The organism is Vagococcus allomyrinae, from assembly GCF_017829975.1.
Taxonomy (GTDB): domain Bacteria; phylum Bacillota; class Bacilli; order Lactobacillales; family Vagococcaceae; genus Vagococcus_D; species Vagococcus_D allomyrinae.
This window is the reverse complement of the sequence record NZ_JAEEGA010000013.1, coordinates 74,068-89,862: the sequence shown is the minus strand read 5'-3', so window position 1 is coordinate 89,862 and position 15,795 is coordinate 74,068. Positions and strand designations below refer to the sequence as shown.

The window sequence follows — 15,795 nt, the reverse complement described above, 5'->3', positions numbered from 1 at the left end:
TTAAGGGTTCCCCACTAAAAGTCAGTAATATCAATCGTTCGGCAGGTGACGAACAATCAAATCTTTAAGGTCAAATTACTAAAAAGACGTCTTGAAACCGAATTAAATAACACGGAACAGCGAAAAAAAGGTCATTTTGACAGCTCACCTTCTCTGCCAAAACAACCCGTTTCATTGTGTTACTCCTTTTCACTGTCGTCATACGTTTCAATCGTTTCAACGGTTTCGACGGTGCCTTCTTTTTTCTCTTTAGCTTTCTTTTCAGCCGCTGCTTTTTCAGCTTCTGTCTGGTTTTCGCTCACTTCTTTTTCTTTGTCTGTCTCTTTCCCGTCTGACGGCGTCGCAGAAAACTCTTGATCAACTTGCTTGTTGGCCTCAGCTAACGCTTCACTTACGGCAACACTCATGTTGGCTGCATATTTATCCAAATCATTAACACCGGCCATAAAGGCTAAAAGTAAATTAGCCATCTCCGTTTCACTGCGAGCATCGACTAGTTGCCACTTCTTCTTAACTTGTTCCATGGTCACGGACACTTTAATCGGCTTATCAATGATGTCAGCTTCCTTCATTGATTCCATCAACAACTGGATAATTAAATCACCTAGTTTAACATTATTGCTCATCAGCTCTGAATCAGCCAACATCCGGTCAATCAACTTTTCCATGGCCGATTTATAGACTTCTTGAAAATTAATTCCTCTGACACTGTACGTAATGGTCACATTTTTTTCTTTACGATTCTCTTTTACCGCTGAGACATCGTATTTCGCATTGGCTTTGACTAATTCAAGCCATTGATTCAGAAAAGCTTCGGTTTGCTTCGGCGAAATAACCCCACCAAACTCACTAAAACTCGTCACCAAGTCTTCAATTAACTCCTTGCGTTGTTCTTCCAATTTTATATCAAGCTCCATCCCTTGAACAAAATTGCTTTCAAAACGCTCGTCTTTTGCTTCATATATAAACCGATTAACAAATAAAACGCCAGCCTCTTCTGGTTCAATGGCTTTTTGACAGCCTGTTAACAAGAAAACAAGCCCGGCTAATACTATTAATACATACTTTTTTGCAGGTTTCATTCACGTATCACCTTCCCAAGTCTTTGTATTTCAACCCTAACAAAGCACTCAATTACTATTATCCTTGATTATTCGAAAAATTTCAAAGGTTTTCGCCATTTATTCGTATCTTATTTATAAAGGGAAAGGAGAAACCTTATGATCGTGTATATTTTATCATTTTGCATTGGCAGTTGTTTTGGTTCTTTCTTCACCGTCGTCAGCGAACGTCTTCCGCTCGGCTTGTCACTTATTCGTCCCACTTCTCATTGCACTAAGTGTCAAACGCCATTAAAGGCTTGCGATCTGGTGCCAGTGGCCTCTTATCTCTATTTAAAAGGTCACTGTCGCTATTGTCAGCAACCCTATCCAAAGATGTCCTTCATCGCTGAAATCGTCACTGGTTTGTTGTTCTGCTTATTAACGGCCACTAAACTGTGGAGCCTGTGGTTTATCCCCGGCTTGCTGTTAATCCTGACGGCTCTTTTGCTCAGTCTGACCGATATATTATACCTATTAGTGGAACCTGTGATCTTTTACCCACTGACGCTCTGCACAGCCCTGAGCATTTTTTTAATTGATAGCCCCTTCAGCCTCCACGCGATAGAGGGCCTCATCTGCTTACTTTTTTTAGCCGGTCTGACAAAAATAATTCCCAACAGCCTCGGTCATGGGGATGTCCTCTTATTAAGCTCCTGGGGACTCTTTTTAGGCCTGCTAGAATTAAACCTCGTCCTTCTGCAAGCTTGTCTCTTAGCCTTATTTTACGGGCTTATTAGCGGTCGAAAAACAAAAGCTGAACCGATTCCTTTCGTTCCTTTTCTCACCTTTGCCTTAATCAGTCAACTAATCTGGCAATTCGGTCTGATTGTCCATTAACCGACAAAAAAAGCGAACCCTTTAAAGAGTTCGCTTCGCTTTATTGAGATTACATTCTTACTGCAAAATCTGGTGCAAAGTAAGCTGATGAACCATAAGTAACATTTTGACCTGGTGCTGGAGCGTGAATATAACCGCCACCGCCAGTTGAAATTGCTACATGGTATGTACCACCACGGCTACCCCAGAATAATAAATCGCCAGCTACTGCTTGAGAAACAGAAATTTGTGTGCCTGCGCCTTCTTGAGGAATCGTTGAACCACCGATTTCACGTCCAAGAGCGACACGGTAGACATAAGAAGTAAAACCAGAACAGTCAAAAGAATTAGGTCCTTTGCCACCCCATACATAAGGTTTGCCAAGATGTTTAGCCGCTTCAGCAAGAACCGCTCCTGCGCCACCACTTGGATTTGGAACCACTGGATCTGGAATTGGATCTGGAACAATTGGTGAAGGAGGTGTCACTGCTCCGCCGCCGCCACCAGGTGTTGGTGTAGTGTTGTTACCATTACCTGAATTATCCGTTCCACTATTATTGTTAGTTCCGGTGTTTGTATTATTAGTATTTTGTGCCGCTTCTTGAGCTACGCGAGCTTCTTCAGCTTTAGCTGCTTCTTCTGCGACTTTAATCAAACGAGCTTGTTCAGCACGAGCTGCTTCCGCTTCTTCTTTTTCTTTTAAGAAGCCAGCTTTTTTGCCTTCTTCAGTCGTACGTTCTGCAGCAATTTGGCTAACCAATGCTTGTTGTTGTAATTCTTGGTCAACCAACTGGGTTTTAGCCCCTTCAAGTTCAACCGCTGTTTCATTTAATTCTTGTGCTTTTGTTTCTGATGTGGCTTTTTTAGTTTCAACAGACTTTTTGTCTTTTTCTTGTTGTTTCATCATGTCATTACTGGCATTAACAATTGTAGACGCAGCGAAAACACGTGTAATGGCAGTTGAGACAGAGTCAGCTGACAAGACAGCGTCGATATAATTAGTTGCTTTACCGTCGACTTGAACTGAGCGAGCTTGCTCTTTAATCGTAGCATCACGCTTGTCGATCTTAACAGTTAAGTCTTCAATTTCAGTCCCTAATTTAGTGATTTCTTGGTTTAATTTAGCCTGTTGCCCTTGTAATTCAATCGCTTGAGCTTTAATGCCTTCAATGTTTGCTTTAACTGTTTCCAACTGTGCAGAAGCAGCAGCTTCTTGACCACTTAATTCATTGATTTTAGTTTCAGACTGCTTAATTTTTGTATCAAAATCATCTGCTAATCCTACAACTGGTAGTGCAATTGACCCTAACAAAATTGAACTTACCATAATAGCAGATATAATGCGCTTTTTCACTGGTCATTCCCCCGACTCATTTTTTATATGTATAACAAATTTTTAGTTGTTTTCCTCATCAATGAATGAATTGTAACATAACAACATGTCAGTCAGATAATATCTATGTTACAAAAACATTTCAATGCCCCCTTCGAAGCTTAATAAATTACAGCTTCGCAATTTTTTTGATTGGGTAGCTTAAGATGATAAACAGGAAGATGTTTAATATAAGCGTTGGGCCAAGATTTCTTGTGATAAATCCTAATAAATCGCCATTTATCAGCTTAAAAATCGCCTGTATAAAATAAGCACTGCTGTCCATGATGGTAATAAAAATGACCAAACTAAGGAGTATCGACAGAACCGATGGCCGCACAAAATCAAAGACAACGTAAATTAACATGACAGTTAAAGGGAGTGATACCATGTTAATACCAATAATGCTGTAATAATAGACATCAAAAATAACACCCAAAATCACCGACATGATGACGATGTATTGTTTATTTAAATTTAAGCAGCCTAATATTAAACCAATTAACAATAAGTGACTATTTAGATAAATATTGTCAGTCGTTGCCACTCGTAATAAATTACTAATCTGCCCATCAAGTAACATCAGAATAATCAGGATAAAAGGCAAAACAATTTTCATGATAGTCTTTTTTTCCATATTATTCGTCACTTCCTGCTAGGCGTTTAACCACTGTGACAAAGGGAATGTCGTACATAGATGAAATCGGTGTGACGTAGACTTCCTTATCCAAACCAAAACTAGTATCTTTGATTTTTTTCACTTCTCCCACCAGCAACCCTTTTGGTGAGCCGCCACCTAGGCCGGAAGTCGTGACTTTGTCCCCTTTTTTGAGACCATCAAGCGAGTTTAGTTGGGTGATGACGAAGGCCTCCTCTTCTTCATCGTATTCCTGCATCAACCCGTAAACAGATTCTCCCTCTTGGGGCACAATCATCACCGGAAAATGATTGGAATTCTGGTTAGTCGAAGTCAGTAGTTCCACTTTTGCTGATGCTGCATTGGCCACAATCACCCGACCGATTAGCCCTTTACTACCAAGGACCGGCATATCCACTTCAACACCGTCGTTTTTACCGCGATCAATGATCAAAATATCTTGCCACGTATCAGGTGAACGACTAATGACACCTGCTGTCACTTTTTCGTAACTCGAAATGGTGGCATTTAAATTCAACTGCTCTTTTAACGCCGCATTTTCAGTTAATAAATTTTGTTTTTCCGCTTCAATGGCCGAAAATTCATCCAATCGTTTTTTTAAGCGATCATTTTCTTCATAGGTACTGAATAAATTTCCAATTGAGCGAATACCTCCCTCAACGGCCCGCAGTGGAAATGAGACAATTTTATCCACAGTCGCGGCAATGTCACTGGTTAAGGATTGAGCCACGCCAGAGTCTTTCGATTGATTCCGTTGTTGAGAACTGAAAGTCACGACAAACACCACAACAATCACGATGATAATGGCTATAATTATATTTTTACTAGAATTGAACTTTTTCACTGTTCCACCTCAAGATACTTTCTGTTCTAAACTACATACATTGAACTATTTTACCATTAATCAGTGGCATTTTCTATAAAGTTCTTGAAGATTCGTCATCATTCGACTATTCTTATCACAATTTTATGATTATCACGGTCGATCAAGTCTCAGCCAATTCACTCATTTGCTAGTAATGGAATCGAACTTCACGATAGTTGGCGACTGCCCCTAGTAGATTGGCTTCATTTTTAAATTGACAGAGACGAATATCTGGGCGAATGGCTGTTTTCTGTCCCCGATTAAAAATCAACTCAACTTGTTCTTCAATTTTAGCGAGGAGATCTGTTCGGGCCGAAATACCGCCGCCGATGACAATCACTTCCGGGTCAATACTGGTCTGCAAATTGTATAAACCCACGGCCAAATAATAATACAAGCGCTGAACTTCCTGCTCAGCAATAGCATCCCCTGCTTCCGCCAAATCAAATACCTCTTTTCCTGACAAGGCTGTCTCAGTCAGCCCTTTCATGACCGACACCCGTTTAGCCATGGCCACAGGCGTTGCCAACTGACTAAAATTCCATTCCCCTTCTAACAACATAAAGCCGAACTCACCGCCAAACAAATGGTGCCCCTTCTCAATCTTCCCTTGCTTAATAACCGCTCCACCAATCCCAGAGCCAATCACAACAGCCAAAACATCCTCTTTACCTGCGGCAGCCCCATAAGCCACTTCGGCTAACGCCGCACAATTGGCATCATTTTCAATTGTCACTGGCAGGTGCAAGGCCTGCTCCAAAGACTGGTAGAAAGTTGGTTCATGTACAAAAGAAATCGCGCAATTGCCTTCGATCACTCGCTTAGCCTGATTGACCGCTCCTGGCGAACTACAGGCACAGCCTGTAAACTGATAGTCTCTCTCCAGCGCCTCCTTAACCCTCACCAGCGTCTGTAAAAATTCAGCTAAGGTTTTAGGTGTCACCACTTGACTCTGCTCCTGCAAGCTCTCAAGATGCCATACACCGTATTTAATAGCCGAACCACCAAAATCAAATACCAATAACGTTTCATTTTCCACAGATATGTCCCCCTAGAGATCGATTTATACATCATGTTAAATAATCAGACAGATAGTTCCATTGGAGAATTCGCGTAATCATCCGCCAAGAGTGGTACTTTCAGCTTTTTTCTGGCTGAACGCTTAACGGTAAAGAATGATTATTTAATGGGAACTAGATAGTAGTTAAATTCTAACATAGTCCATGGACAATTAACATAAACATTATAATGTTTTCTTCAAGCTTATGCATCTGGAATTCCGACAAAAAAGCCAACTCAATGAGTTGGCTTAGATGTTATTATTTAATACCATTAAAGGCTTGAACGATAATTTCTTTCAATTCGCTAATTAATGGCTCTTTTGGATTTGCTGTCGTACATTGGTCAGTGTAAGCCAATTCAGCTAAGTTATCCGCTGTTTTGTCCAACTGAGCTTTCGTGACACCTTGGGCTTTGAAGCTCATGTCGATACCGACACGCTTACCTAAGTCACCAACTTCAACTGCTAACGCTTCAACTAATTCCTCTGTATTCTTACCTTTCAGACCTAAGAATTTGGCAATATCTGCGTAATCTTCATGGGCACGGAAGTAATCATATTTAGGGAACATCGCATGTTTTGATGGGTCTTTCGCATTGTAACGAATCACATGCGGCAATAGAATCGCATTAGTACGACCATGTGGAATATGGTACTCAGCACCACATTTGTGAGCTAATGAGTGGTTAATTCCCAAGAAAGCATTGGCAAAGGCCATCCCTGCTAAAGCTGAGGCATTATGCATTCTTTCACGGTTATCTTCATTTGGTGTTTCACAAGACGCTTCTAAGTTTTCAAAGACTAATTTAATGGCTTGTAAACTTAACCCACGAGTGTAATCAGATGCCATGACAGATACATAAGATTCTAGGGCATGAGTCAAGACGTCCATACCAGTATCGGCTGTAACTGATTTTGGTACTGACATCACAAATTGTGGGTCAATGATCGCCACATCTGGTGTCAAGGCATAGTCAGCTAATGGGTATTTAACGCCTGTTTCGCTATCAGTGATAACGGCAAATGGCGTAACTTCTGAACCAGTACCTGAAGTTGTTGGGATACAGACAAATTGCGTTTTTTCAGCTTTTTGAATCTTGTACGTCCGTTTGCGGATATCCAAGAATTTTTGTTTTGCGCCAAAGAATTCAGTGTCTGGGTGCTCGAAGAACATCCACATGCCTTTAGCCGCATCCATTGCTGACCCACCACCTAAAGCGATGACAGTATCTGGATTGAATTCAACCATTCTTTCGGTTCCTTTGTAAACCGTGTTGCTTGATGGATCTGGTTCAACATCTGAAAAGACTTCGATTTGAACTTTGTTTTTACGTTTTCTTAGCGTGTCCATGACAAGATCTGCATAGCCGAATTTAACCATACCTGCATCACATACTAGGAAGACACGTTCAACGTTTTCCATTTTTTCTAAGTAAGCAACTGAATTTTTTTCGAAATACATTTTTGGTGGAAGTTTAAACCATTGCATATTATTTCTCCGTTTCGCCAATGTCTTAATGTTGATCAAGTTAATTGATGACACATTTTTAGAGACTGAGTTTTTACCGTAAGAGCCACACCCTAATGTTAATGATGGAATCATTTCATTGTAGATATCACCAATTCCGCCTTCAGATGCTGGCGTATTGATTAAGACACGACATGCTTTCATCTTCATACCGAATTTAATTTGCAAGTCTTGGTCTTCAGAGTGAATAACCGCTGTATGGCCTAAACCAAAGGCTAACATTTTTTCACACAATTCAAAGGCATGTTCTTGGCTGTCCGCTTTGATCATCGCTAAAACTGGTGATAATTTTTCTAATGACAATGGGTAATCAATTCCAGCGCCTTCTAATTCAGCCACTAAGATTTTAGTTCCCTTTGGCACTTTAATGCCAGCAAGTTTTGCAATAGCGTCAGCAGAATGTCCAACGATCGCTGGGTTAACAGCTGTTTTCGCTTCATTCATCACGGTTGCTTCTAATTTTTTCAGTTCAGCTGGTTTTACAAAGTACACTTGGTGTGCTTGGAATTCAGCTTTGACTTCATCGTAAATCTCTTTATCCACGATCATGCCTTGTTCTGACGCACAGATCATGCCGTTATCAAATGTTTTAGAGACGATTAAATCGTTCACAGCACGTTTGATTTTAGCGGTTTTTTCAATATAAGCTGGAGTGTTACCAGGACCTACGCCTAAAGCTGGTTTACCAGTTGAGTAAGCCGATTTAACCATGGCACCACCACCAGTTGCTAAGACGATTGCCACACCAGGGTGATTCATTAAGCCGCTTGTCGCGTCTAATGATGGGTGTTCAATCCATTGGATACAATTTTCAGGAGCGCCAGCGGCAACCGCTGCTTCTAAAACGATACGAGCCGCTTCAGCAGAAGATTTTTGCGCACTTGGATGGAAAGCGAAAATAATTGGGTTACGCGTTTTAATGGAGATCATCGCTTTAAAGATCGTTGTTGATGTTGGGTTAGTCGTTGGTGTAACCCCACAGACAACCCCAACTGGTGTCGCAATTTCAATGATTCCTTTTTGGTCATCTTCATTGATAATGCCAACTGTTTTGTCATCTTTAATGCTGTTCCAGATAGATTCTGATGCATACATATTTTTAATGGCTTTATCTTCGTAAATCCCACGGCCAGTTTCCTCCACCGCTAATTTAGCTAATGGCATGTGAGCATTTAAAGCTGCCATAGCCATTTGATGGACGATGTGATCCACCTTTGCTTGATCAAAATCTTCCATAATCGCTAATGCTTTGTTCCCTTTGACGACTAACTCATCAATCATTTTCGGAACATCAATTGTCTGTTCTTTTTTCGCTACCATATTATGTAAATCCTCCTTGAAAATTTCTTTTGTTATATCTTTCACAATCATCATACTATAATTATTTTTATTTGTAAACAGTTTTCTGTGATGTTTTTCACAGTTTTTCGTATAACATTTGACAAACACCGTTAATACAACACTTACTTAATAAAAAAAACAAAAAAAGACACAGATAATTCATTATCTCCGTCTTGAACTTATTGTGATTTAGTTAACATTTATAAAATATCCTCGATATCATTCCAATCAAATCGCTTAACATCCCTTGTTTGGGCCTTGATGCGTTGAAAATCAAAAAAATCGTTGAACGTAACGGTCAACACATCCTGTTTCTTTTCCGACAAGGTCAAACCGTCGTTCTTCACCCATCTATAGGTAACTAAATACTCCCACAGATCTAATTCTTGAACGCTGGAATAGCCATTTTCATGAAATTCTTTACATTTAGTTTTCACACTTTTATTTAAAAAAAGTTTATCTTTCCAACTTCTATTAGCTTCCATTAAGTCGTATCCATTCACTTGTAGTATAAGAGAGACTTGCCATCACGCCGCTAGGCGATTCCCTCACTTGCTCTTTTGAAACTAGTCAGCACTCAGCATTTAACGCAAACGAAGTGTCCTAAATCTCTAAGTGCTCTTCGACCTTCAATGCTCGACGCTTCAGCGTATAGCAATTGATGAGATCGGAATGCAGTGTAGTGTCCTTTGTTTCTAATTGCTGCCGTTATTCTTACGAATTTATTCATTAGAGTTAAGGGACAACGTAGTAAAGCACTTAGAATTAAGGCGCCTTGCTCCTATATCGCTGTGTCTCAAAGCAAAAAGGAAAATCTTTACGATTCTCCTTTAATTGGTTAATTTTCTTCTTTTGGTGTTTCTTCTGTTGTTTCTGTTGGTGTTTCTTCGTCTGTTGTTGCTTCTTCGACTTCTTCTACAACTTCTTCGTCGACTTCGATTGCAGGTGCTTCTTGCATAATCCCATCAGGTACAACTGTTTCAGCTGCTTCTGGTGGGGTGACGCTTGAAATTGCTGATCGATTGAATTCTAAAAAGATGCCTTCACAGTCTAGTACAACGGTACTTTTCTCTGTGTTGACTTCTGCTATTACGCCGTGTAAACCGCCGATTGTGACCACTTTACTGCCAACATCCATCGTATTTAATAGATCTTGACGTTTTTGTTGTTGTTTCTTTTGTGATCGTGACATCCACCAGACCATTCCACCCATGATAACAATCATCGGTAAGAAAGAACCTAATCCTCCCATTTACTTCACCTCTTTTTTCTAATGTCTCTACATAACTCTATCAAATATTAAGCCAAACTACTAGTATTTTCTCCAAATTCTCTAAAAATTCTTAGGATTTTCATCATTAAAGCCATACTCATCAAAAAAGGCTTGTCTAAACTCCAATAAATTGTCGTCCATGATGGCTTGTCTGACTTGTTTCATGACGTTTAGTAGGAAATACAAATTATGGTACGATGTTAAACGAATGCCAAATGTTTCGTTGCATTTGATCAAGTGACGGATATACGCTCGTGAATAGTTGCGACAGGTGTAACAGTTACACTTCTCATCTAATGGTCGGAAATCTTCCGCGTATTTCGCATTTTTTATCACTAAACGCCCTTGACTGGTCATACATGTCCCGTTACGAGCAATTCGTGTTGGCAGCACACAGTCAAACATGTCTACGCCATTGATCGCCCCATCAATTAGAGAATCCGCTGTCCCTACGCCCATCAAATAGCGCGGTTTGTTTTCTGGAATCAAAGGGTTTAGGTATTCCAGAACTTGATTCATTTCTTCTTTAGTCTCTCCTACAGACAATCCGCCAATAGAGTAACCCGGGAAGTCCAAACTGACCAGATCTTTCGCACTTTGAATCCGCAAATCTTTAAAACCGGCTCCTTGAATGATCCCAAAGAGACCCTGACGATCTGGATTAGCATGTGCTTTTAGGCCCCGCTCTGCCCATCTTGTGGTTCGTTCAATTGAACGTTTCACATAATCATGACTTTCATAAAATGGCGCACATTCATCAAAACTCATCATGATGTCTGGGCCTAATTTATTTTGAATTTGAATGGCTTTTTCTGGTGATAGGAACATTTTTGAGCCGTTTAAGTGGTTTTTAAAATTAACCCCTTCTTCAGTAATATTCCGCATATCTGCTAAAGACCATACTTGGAAACCACCAGAATCGGTTAATATCCCTTGATCCCAATTCATAAACTTGTGAAGACCGCCGGCTTTTTCAACTAGATCTTCTCCAGGTCGTAGCCACAGGTGATAGGTGTTGCTTAAAATGATTCCTGCACCCATCTCTTTCAGTTCTTCTGGCGCCATTGTTTTAACCGTCGCTAAGGTTCCCACTGGCATAAACATCGGCGTTGGAAACGTGCCGTGAGGGGTGATAATTTCTCCCAAACGGGCTCCCGTGTGTTTTTCTTTTTTTATTAATCGATAACGAATGGCTGGTTCGGTCATTTCGTTGCCCTACTTTCTCTCAATATATACTCACACATATGACAATCCTGACAGACATCTACTCGTCATTTCAAGATTTATATACGTTAAATATCATACTCTGGATAAGGGATTTTAGCAAGTTTTTCCAGCCCTGAGCCTCATTGTTAAAAAATTCTGATAATTCCTCGTAAAACCTAAGGCTTATCCCTTGCAAACGCTTCATATTTATGGTTTAATAAGAGTATAAGAAAGGAGCATAAACAGAAACCAGATGAATTTCTCGATAAAAGTGTATCACGAGCTTAAAAGGTAAACAATAATGTTGTATATGTACAGATTCACCACTGTTAGTTGAAACGTGTAAAGTATTAAAACTGTTGTATAAAAAATAGTGAATGCGTGTTTAAAAAAAACAATTAATTGATAAATGTAGAAAGTGAATGCGTTAGATACAAATGTTAGATTAACAAAGGAACAATTGTTGAGAAGTTGTATAGCAGACAAAAGATTTGTTTAACAAAAAAAGAAATTCGACATACTTTACATGACTTAAAAATCAAAAAAAGTATCAAAAATCAGGTTTCTGTTTCCTTTCCAAAGCAACATAGAGTCAAGCTAGTCGAGAAGCTTGACTCTTTTTTTGTGCTTACCTATCAACTGCGCTTTATTTAATAAACATGGCGTCACCAAAACTAAAGAAACGGTAGCGCTCTTCAATGGCGTGATGATAAGCTGCTAGCGTGTGTTCTCGCGTCGCAAAGGCGCTGACCAACATCACCAAAGTAGATTTTGGCAAATGAAAATTCGTTGAAAAAGCATCCACTACCTTAAACTGATAGCCTGGTGTGATAAAGATCTCCGTCCAACCGCTGTCTGCTTGAATCTCACCAGCAAATTTGGTCCCAATCGTTTCCAATGTTCTAATGGAGGTCGTGCCCACAGCAACAATTCGGCCACCTGCAGCTTTTACCTGACGCAAGCTGGCAGCCGCCTCTTCTGTCAGTTTATAAAATTCACTGTGCATGGCATGTTCCGCGATATTCGCCACACTGACTGGTCTAAATGTCCCCAACCCAACGTGCAAGGTCAAATAAACGAGCTTGACTCCTTTGGCTTCAATTTTCTTTAATAATTCCTGCGTAAAGTGCAAACCAGCCGTCGGCGCTGCTGCAGAACCATTTTCTTCTGCGTAGACGGTTTGATAGCGTTCTGGGTCTTCTAACCGCTCCTTAATATAAGGCGGTAAAGGCATCTCGCCTAATGACTCTAAAATCTCCAAAAAGACCCCTTCATAGTGAAAGTCAACGATGCGACCACCATGTGCCAATTCTTTGGTCACCTCAGCCTTTAAACGACCGTCACCAAAGGAAATAACCGTGCCCACTTTGGCTCGCTTAGCCGGTTTAATCAAGGTTTCCCAGCTATTCCCTGAGGTATTTGTCAATAGCAAGACTTCTAGATGACCGCCAGTCTCTGGCTTTTCCCCATATAAACGAGCGGGCAACACGCGGGTGTTATTCATCACCAAGGCATCACCTGACTCTAATTCATCTAAAATATCGTAAAAATGTTTGTCTTCCAACGCACCTGTCGTTTTATCTAACACCAATAAACGAGACGTTTCCCGATTTTCTAAAGGCGTTTGGGCGATTAATTCTTCTGGTAAGTTAAAATCAAAATCTTCTGTTGTTAGCGTCATTTACTACTCACTCTTTCTCCATCAATTTACTCATGCTAGTTTATCATTTTTCGCTGATTTCCGCTAATTTTCTTCATTCTCGTTTTGAACGCAACGAAAGCCCATATTATTGCTCGCCGAATCTGCCGTATTCCCATTTCGTGCAGCCACTCGATAGCGATTGCAATAAGAAGCATGACATAAAAAGGAGCCGCCGCGAATCCCATAAGCCGCTGTGCTATATGTCTGATGGGCTTGCCAGACCGCCCCTAACTGTTCCTTAAAAGGCAGATAACGAGGATTAGCGCACCATTCCCAGACATTCCCTGCTGTTTGATACAACCCAAAACCATTGGGCTCATAGGTCTCCACTGGTGCCGTCCCTAAATAACCGTCCTCCATGGTGTTGTGCGCGGGAAATGCCCCTTGCCAAATATTACACTGGTGCTTTCCATCGATCACCAGCTCATCTCCCCACGGATACAATTTGCCAACTAACCCACCGCGAGCCGCCTTTTCCCATTCGATCTCCGTTGGCAATCGCATGCCAGCCCACTGGCAATAAGCCACTGCATCATTTCGAGAAACGTGAACAACCGGATGAGTCAACCGATCTTCAATCGTAGAACCAGGCCCTTCTGGACAACACCAGCTAGCTCCTGCCACGGCATACCACCAATTGGTCCCTGTCATTTTTTGAGAACGTCTCTGCTGGGTTTCAGTTAAAAACGCGTGAAAAACAAATGACCAACCAAATTTTTCTGAATCCGTTTGATAACCTGTGGTCGCCACAAACCGTTGAAACTCCTCATTGGTCACCGCAGTAGCAGAAATAAAAAAACGCGGAATAGCCAGCTCCACTGCTGGCCCCTCTAAATCCACGGAAAAACCACCCTTATCTGTGCCAATTAACGTGACCCCGGCTGGGATTTCAATCATTCATACCCTCTCCTCACCTAACTCTTCTAGACTGCCTGTTAATTATATCAGGCATTTCAGAAAAGAAGGAAGCAGACGCTCACTATTAAGATTGTCATTTAAAGCCTTTTCACCCTCCACTTTGTTTGACATTCTTTTTTACTTACCGCCATAATAAAGGCAACCACTATTCATCCACAGGGAGACATGACCATGAGAAGCATACTAAACTCTAACACGTTGAGACAACTGACCTTTTTAGAAGCCCTTTTTAAAACTGAAAATTGGCAACCCGTCTCGACTTTCGCCAAAGAAATAGGCTGTTCCGGACGAATTCTCCGCAGCGACATCGCCATGATAAATGAGCTGTATCCCCCTTTCCAAATCAATGTTTCACAAAAAAATGGCATTCTTTTAGAATACCCACAAAATTACTCCATTGATTTTATCTACGCCACTATTTTGCGTAACAGTACCGAGTTCCAACTGTTGGAACTGCTCTTTTTTAATGACGAACTGAGCCTCATAGAATTAACGGAACAACTCTACATCAGCTCCTCATCAGTTCATCGAACGGTTAAAAAGATCAACACTGAACTCACCCCCTTAGGCTTTAAAATCGCCACTTCCCCTTATGGGCTAGTGGGAGATGAGGGAGCTATTCGCTTCTTTTTCGTCCATTATTTTTACGAGCGGTATTTAGTCACAGAAGGCCCCATCACGCAAGAACAAACACACAAAATCGACCGCCTGCTCCAAAAACTGGCTGACGCTTTAGCGATCGATCTGACTTTTCCTGATTTAAAACAAGTTCGCTTAACACTGGCCACCGGGTTAATTCGCATTAAAAATGGCCACACCCAATCACATGAACTGGCCACAGATTCCCCAATTCTCCAGCTCCTCCTAAAAGAAGAGGCTGTTCAAGACTTGGAAAATGCCTGTCAACTCAAGCTGGATTCCGAGGCTCTGATTGATCTTTTTTACTTTTTCTTAAGGGAAGATTACGCGTTAACAGCAGACTACCTATACCAAACCCTGATGCCCCATAACCCAGCTATCAAGCAAACCGTTGCAACAATCGAAAACTGGTTAACCACTTTAGCCGATCGGTTAGCCATTCCGTTGGAAAACAAAGAAATCTTAACTTGGGAAATTTACAACGTTCAACGGGTCTTTTTGATTGATAACTTTATTTTATTTAATAAAAAACAGGCTTTCCGCCAACAAGCACTGGCAGAATACCCCCAATTAATTCCCCTGCTAAAAAGAGAATTAAGCTTACTGACAACCGAAATGGGCAGCCGTTGGAACGAGACTGCCATCGACGAGGTCCTCTATATGATTTTGATCCACTGGCCCAACCTTAACAGCAAGCTAGAAAAATTTTACACCACCGTCTCCATCGGTATTTTTTGTGACTATGACCCGGAGCACTCGGATTTCTTAAGCAAGCTGATCCACTTTCATTTTGGGCATTCGATCAACATTACCATCTTAAAAGCCCAAACTGAGTGGGAGGCTCTGGCGGAAAAACACCACTACGACCTTTTTATTACCAATCTGTCGCGCTTTGATCCAGAAGATCCACAGGTGATTTGCATTAACGCCATTCCAACGATGCACGATTGGAAAAATATTCAACAGCGGATCAAAGACATTACCGTCACTCAAGATTTTATCACCACCCGCTTTATTCATTAAGCTAAATAGAAGAAAAGCTGAACGAGGCGTTGCCGTTGCTCTTATTGCTTTACTACGTTGTCCCTTAACTCTAACGAATAAATTCGGAAGAATAACGGCAGCAATTAGAAGCAAGGAACACTACACTTCGTGGTCTCTTATCTCTAACAAATAAATTTGTAAGAATAATGGCTCTGCATTCCGATCTCATCAATTGCTATACGCTGAAGCGTCGAGCATTGAAGGTCGAAGAGCACTTAGAATTTGTTGAGATCGAAGCGAAGCGTAGTGGTGTCTCGTGAAGCTGGATCC

At 41.0% G+C, this 15,795-nt stretch carries 13 protein-coding genes; 2 read left to right on the top strand and 11 right to left on the bottom strand.

The window, feature by feature from the left end:
* Positions 1 to 179: 179 nt before the first annotated feature.
* Entirely contained in the window at positions 180 to 1,082 is a 903-nt protein-coding gene (locus I6N95_RS18280) for a hypothetical protein (protein ID WP_209530737.1), read from the bottom strand.
* 138 nt (positions 1,083 to 1,220) lie between these two features.
* Here I6N95_RS18280 and I6N95_RS18275 point away from each other — a divergent pair, with 138 nt between their 5' ends.
* Positions 1,221 to 1,940, top strand: coding sequence for a prepilin peptidase (locus tag I6N95_RS18275; RefSeq protein ID WP_209530735.1), 720 nt, complete (start codon positions 1,221 to 1,223; stop codon positions 1,938 to 1,940).
* 49 nt (positions 1,941 to 1,989) lie between these two features.
* Here the strand turns inward: I6N95_RS18275 and I6N95_RS27515 are convergent, their stop codons facing one another.
* The 10 genes from I6N95_RS27515 to I6N95_RS18225 all read right to left on the bottom strand — a co-directional run bounded on the left by I6N95_RS27515 (position 1,990) and on the right by I6N95_RS18225 (position 13,821).
* The gene (locus I6N95_RS27515; RefSeq protein ID WP_347340578.1) at positions 1,990 to 3,273 is read right to left on the bottom strand and encodes a C40 family peptidase; all 1,284 of its coding nucleotides are present in this window, start codon (positions 3,271 to 3,273) and stop codon (positions 1,990 to 1,992) included.
* Between the two features lie 148 nt (positions 3,274 to 3,421).
* Positions 3,422 to 3,928: a rod shape-determining protein MreD gene (gene mreD, locus I6N95_RS18265; RefSeq protein WP_209530733.1), complete on the bottom strand. Its 507-nt coding sequence runs from the start codon at positions 3,926 to 3,928 to the stop codon at positions 3,422 to 3,424.
* Position 3,929: 1 nt separating this feature from the next.
* Entirely contained in the window at positions 3,930 to 4,793 is an 864-nt protein-coding gene (gene mreC / locus I6N95_RS18260; RefSeq protein WP_209530731.1) for a rod shape-determining protein MreC, read from the bottom strand.
* Positions 4,794 to 4,962: 169 nt separating this feature from the next.
* Positions 4,963 to 5,853 carry an ROK family protein gene (locus tag I6N95_RS18255; protein ID WP_209530729.1) on the bottom strand — a complete coding sequence of 297 codons (891 nt, stop codon included), beginning with the start codon at positions 5,851 to 5,853 and terminating at the stop codon, positions 4,963 to 4,965.
* Positions 5,854 to 6,133: 280 nt separating this feature from the next.
* Positions 6,134 to 8,722 carry a bifunctional acetaldehyde-CoA/alcohol dehydrogenase gene (gene adhE, locus I6N95_RS18250; protein WP_209530727.1) on the bottom strand — a complete coding sequence of 863 codons (2,589 nt, stop codon included), beginning with the start codon at positions 8,720 to 8,722 and terminating at the stop codon, positions 6,134 to 6,136.
* A gap of 221 nt (positions 8,723 to 8,943) precedes the next feature.
* Positions 8,944 to 9,228 (bottom strand): post-transcriptional regulator, encoded by a 285-nt coding sequence (locus tag I6N95_RS18245; RefSeq protein ID WP_209530726.1) that lies wholly within the window; start codon positions 9,226 to 9,228, stop codon positions 8,944 to 8,946.
* A 353-nt stretch (positions 9,229 to 9,581) separates the two neighbouring features.
* Positions 9,582 to 9,995 carry a preprotein translocase subunit YajC gene (gene yajC, locus I6N95_RS18240; protein WP_209530724.1) on the bottom strand — a complete coding sequence of 138 codons (414 nt, stop codon included), beginning with the start codon at positions 9,993 to 9,995 and terminating at the stop codon, positions 9,582 to 9,584.
* Between the two features lie 81 nt (positions 9,996 to 10,076).
* Positions 10,077 to 11,222 carry a tRNA guanosine(34) transglycosylase Tgt gene (tgt, locus tag I6N95_RS18235; RefSeq protein ID WP_209530722.1) on the bottom strand — a complete coding sequence of 382 codons (1,146 nt, stop codon included), beginning with the start codon at positions 11,220 to 11,222 and terminating at the stop codon, positions 10,077 to 10,079.
* A 646-nt stretch (positions 11,223 to 11,868) separates the two neighbouring features.
* Positions 11,869 to 12,903, bottom strand: coding sequence for a tRNA preQ1(34) S-adenosylmethionine ribosyltransferase-isomerase QueA (gene queA / locus I6N95_RS18230; RefSeq protein ID WP_209530714.1), 1,035 nt, complete (start codon positions 12,901 to 12,903; stop codon positions 11,869 to 11,871).
* 63 nt (positions 12,904 to 12,966) lie between these two features.
* Positions 12,967 to 13,821, bottom strand: a complete 855-nt coding sequence (locus I6N95_RS18225; protein ID WP_209530712.1) for a formylglycine-generating enzyme family protein — start codon at positions 13,819 to 13,821, stop codon at positions 12,967 to 12,969.
* Between the two features lie 192 nt (positions 13,822 to 14,013).
* Here I6N95_RS18225 and I6N95_RS18220 point away from each other — a divergent pair, with 192 nt between their 5' ends.
* Entirely contained in the window at positions 14,014 to 15,504 is a 1,491-nt protein-coding gene (locus I6N95_RS18220; RefSeq protein ID WP_209530710.1) for an AcpB/EbpR/MafR family transcriptional regulator, read from the top strand.
* The last annotated feature ends 291 nt before the right edge of the window (positions 15,505 to 15,795 follow it).

Excerpts from the sequence above, each read along its gene's own strand:
- I6N95_RS18280 (WP_209530737.1), bottom strand. The coding sequence starts at position 1,082 with ATGAAACCTGCAAAAAAGTATGTATTAATAGTATTAGCCGGGCTTGTT.
- I6N95_RS18275 (WP_209530735.1), top strand. The coding sequence starts at position 1,221 with ATGATCGTGTATATTTTATCATTTTGCATTGGCAGTTGTTTTGGTTCT.
- mreD (WP_209530733.1), bottom strand. The coding sequence starts at position 3,928 with ATGGAAAAAAAGACTATCATGAAAATTGTTTTGCCTTTTATCCTGATT.
- adhE (WP_209530727.1), bottom strand. The coding sequence starts at position 8,722 with ATGGTAGCGAAAAAAGAACAGACAATTGATGTTCCGAAAATGATTGAT.
- I6N95_RS18245 (WP_209530726.1), bottom strand. The coding sequence starts at position 9,228 with ATGGAAGCTAATAGAAGTTGGAAAGATAAACTTTTTTTAAATAAAAGT.
- yajC (WP_209530724.1), bottom strand. The coding sequence starts at position 9,995 with ATGGGAGGATTAGGTTCTTTCTTACCGATGATTGTTATCATGGGTGGA.
- tgt (WP_209530722.1), bottom strand. The coding sequence starts at position 11,222 with ATGACCGAACCAGCCATTCGTTATCGATTAATAAAAAAAGAAAAACAC.
- queA (WP_209530714.1), bottom strand. The coding sequence starts at position 12,903 with ATGACGCTAACAACAGAAGATTTTGATTTTAACTTACCAGAAGAATTA.
- I6N95_RS18225 (WP_209530712.1), bottom strand. The coding sequence starts at position 13,821 with ATGATTGAAATCCCAGCCGGGGTCACGTTAATTGGCACAGATAAGGGT.
- I6N95_RS18220 (WP_209530710.1), top strand. The coding sequence starts at position 14,014 with ATGAGAAGCATACTAAACTCTAACACGTTGAGACAACTGACCTTTTTA.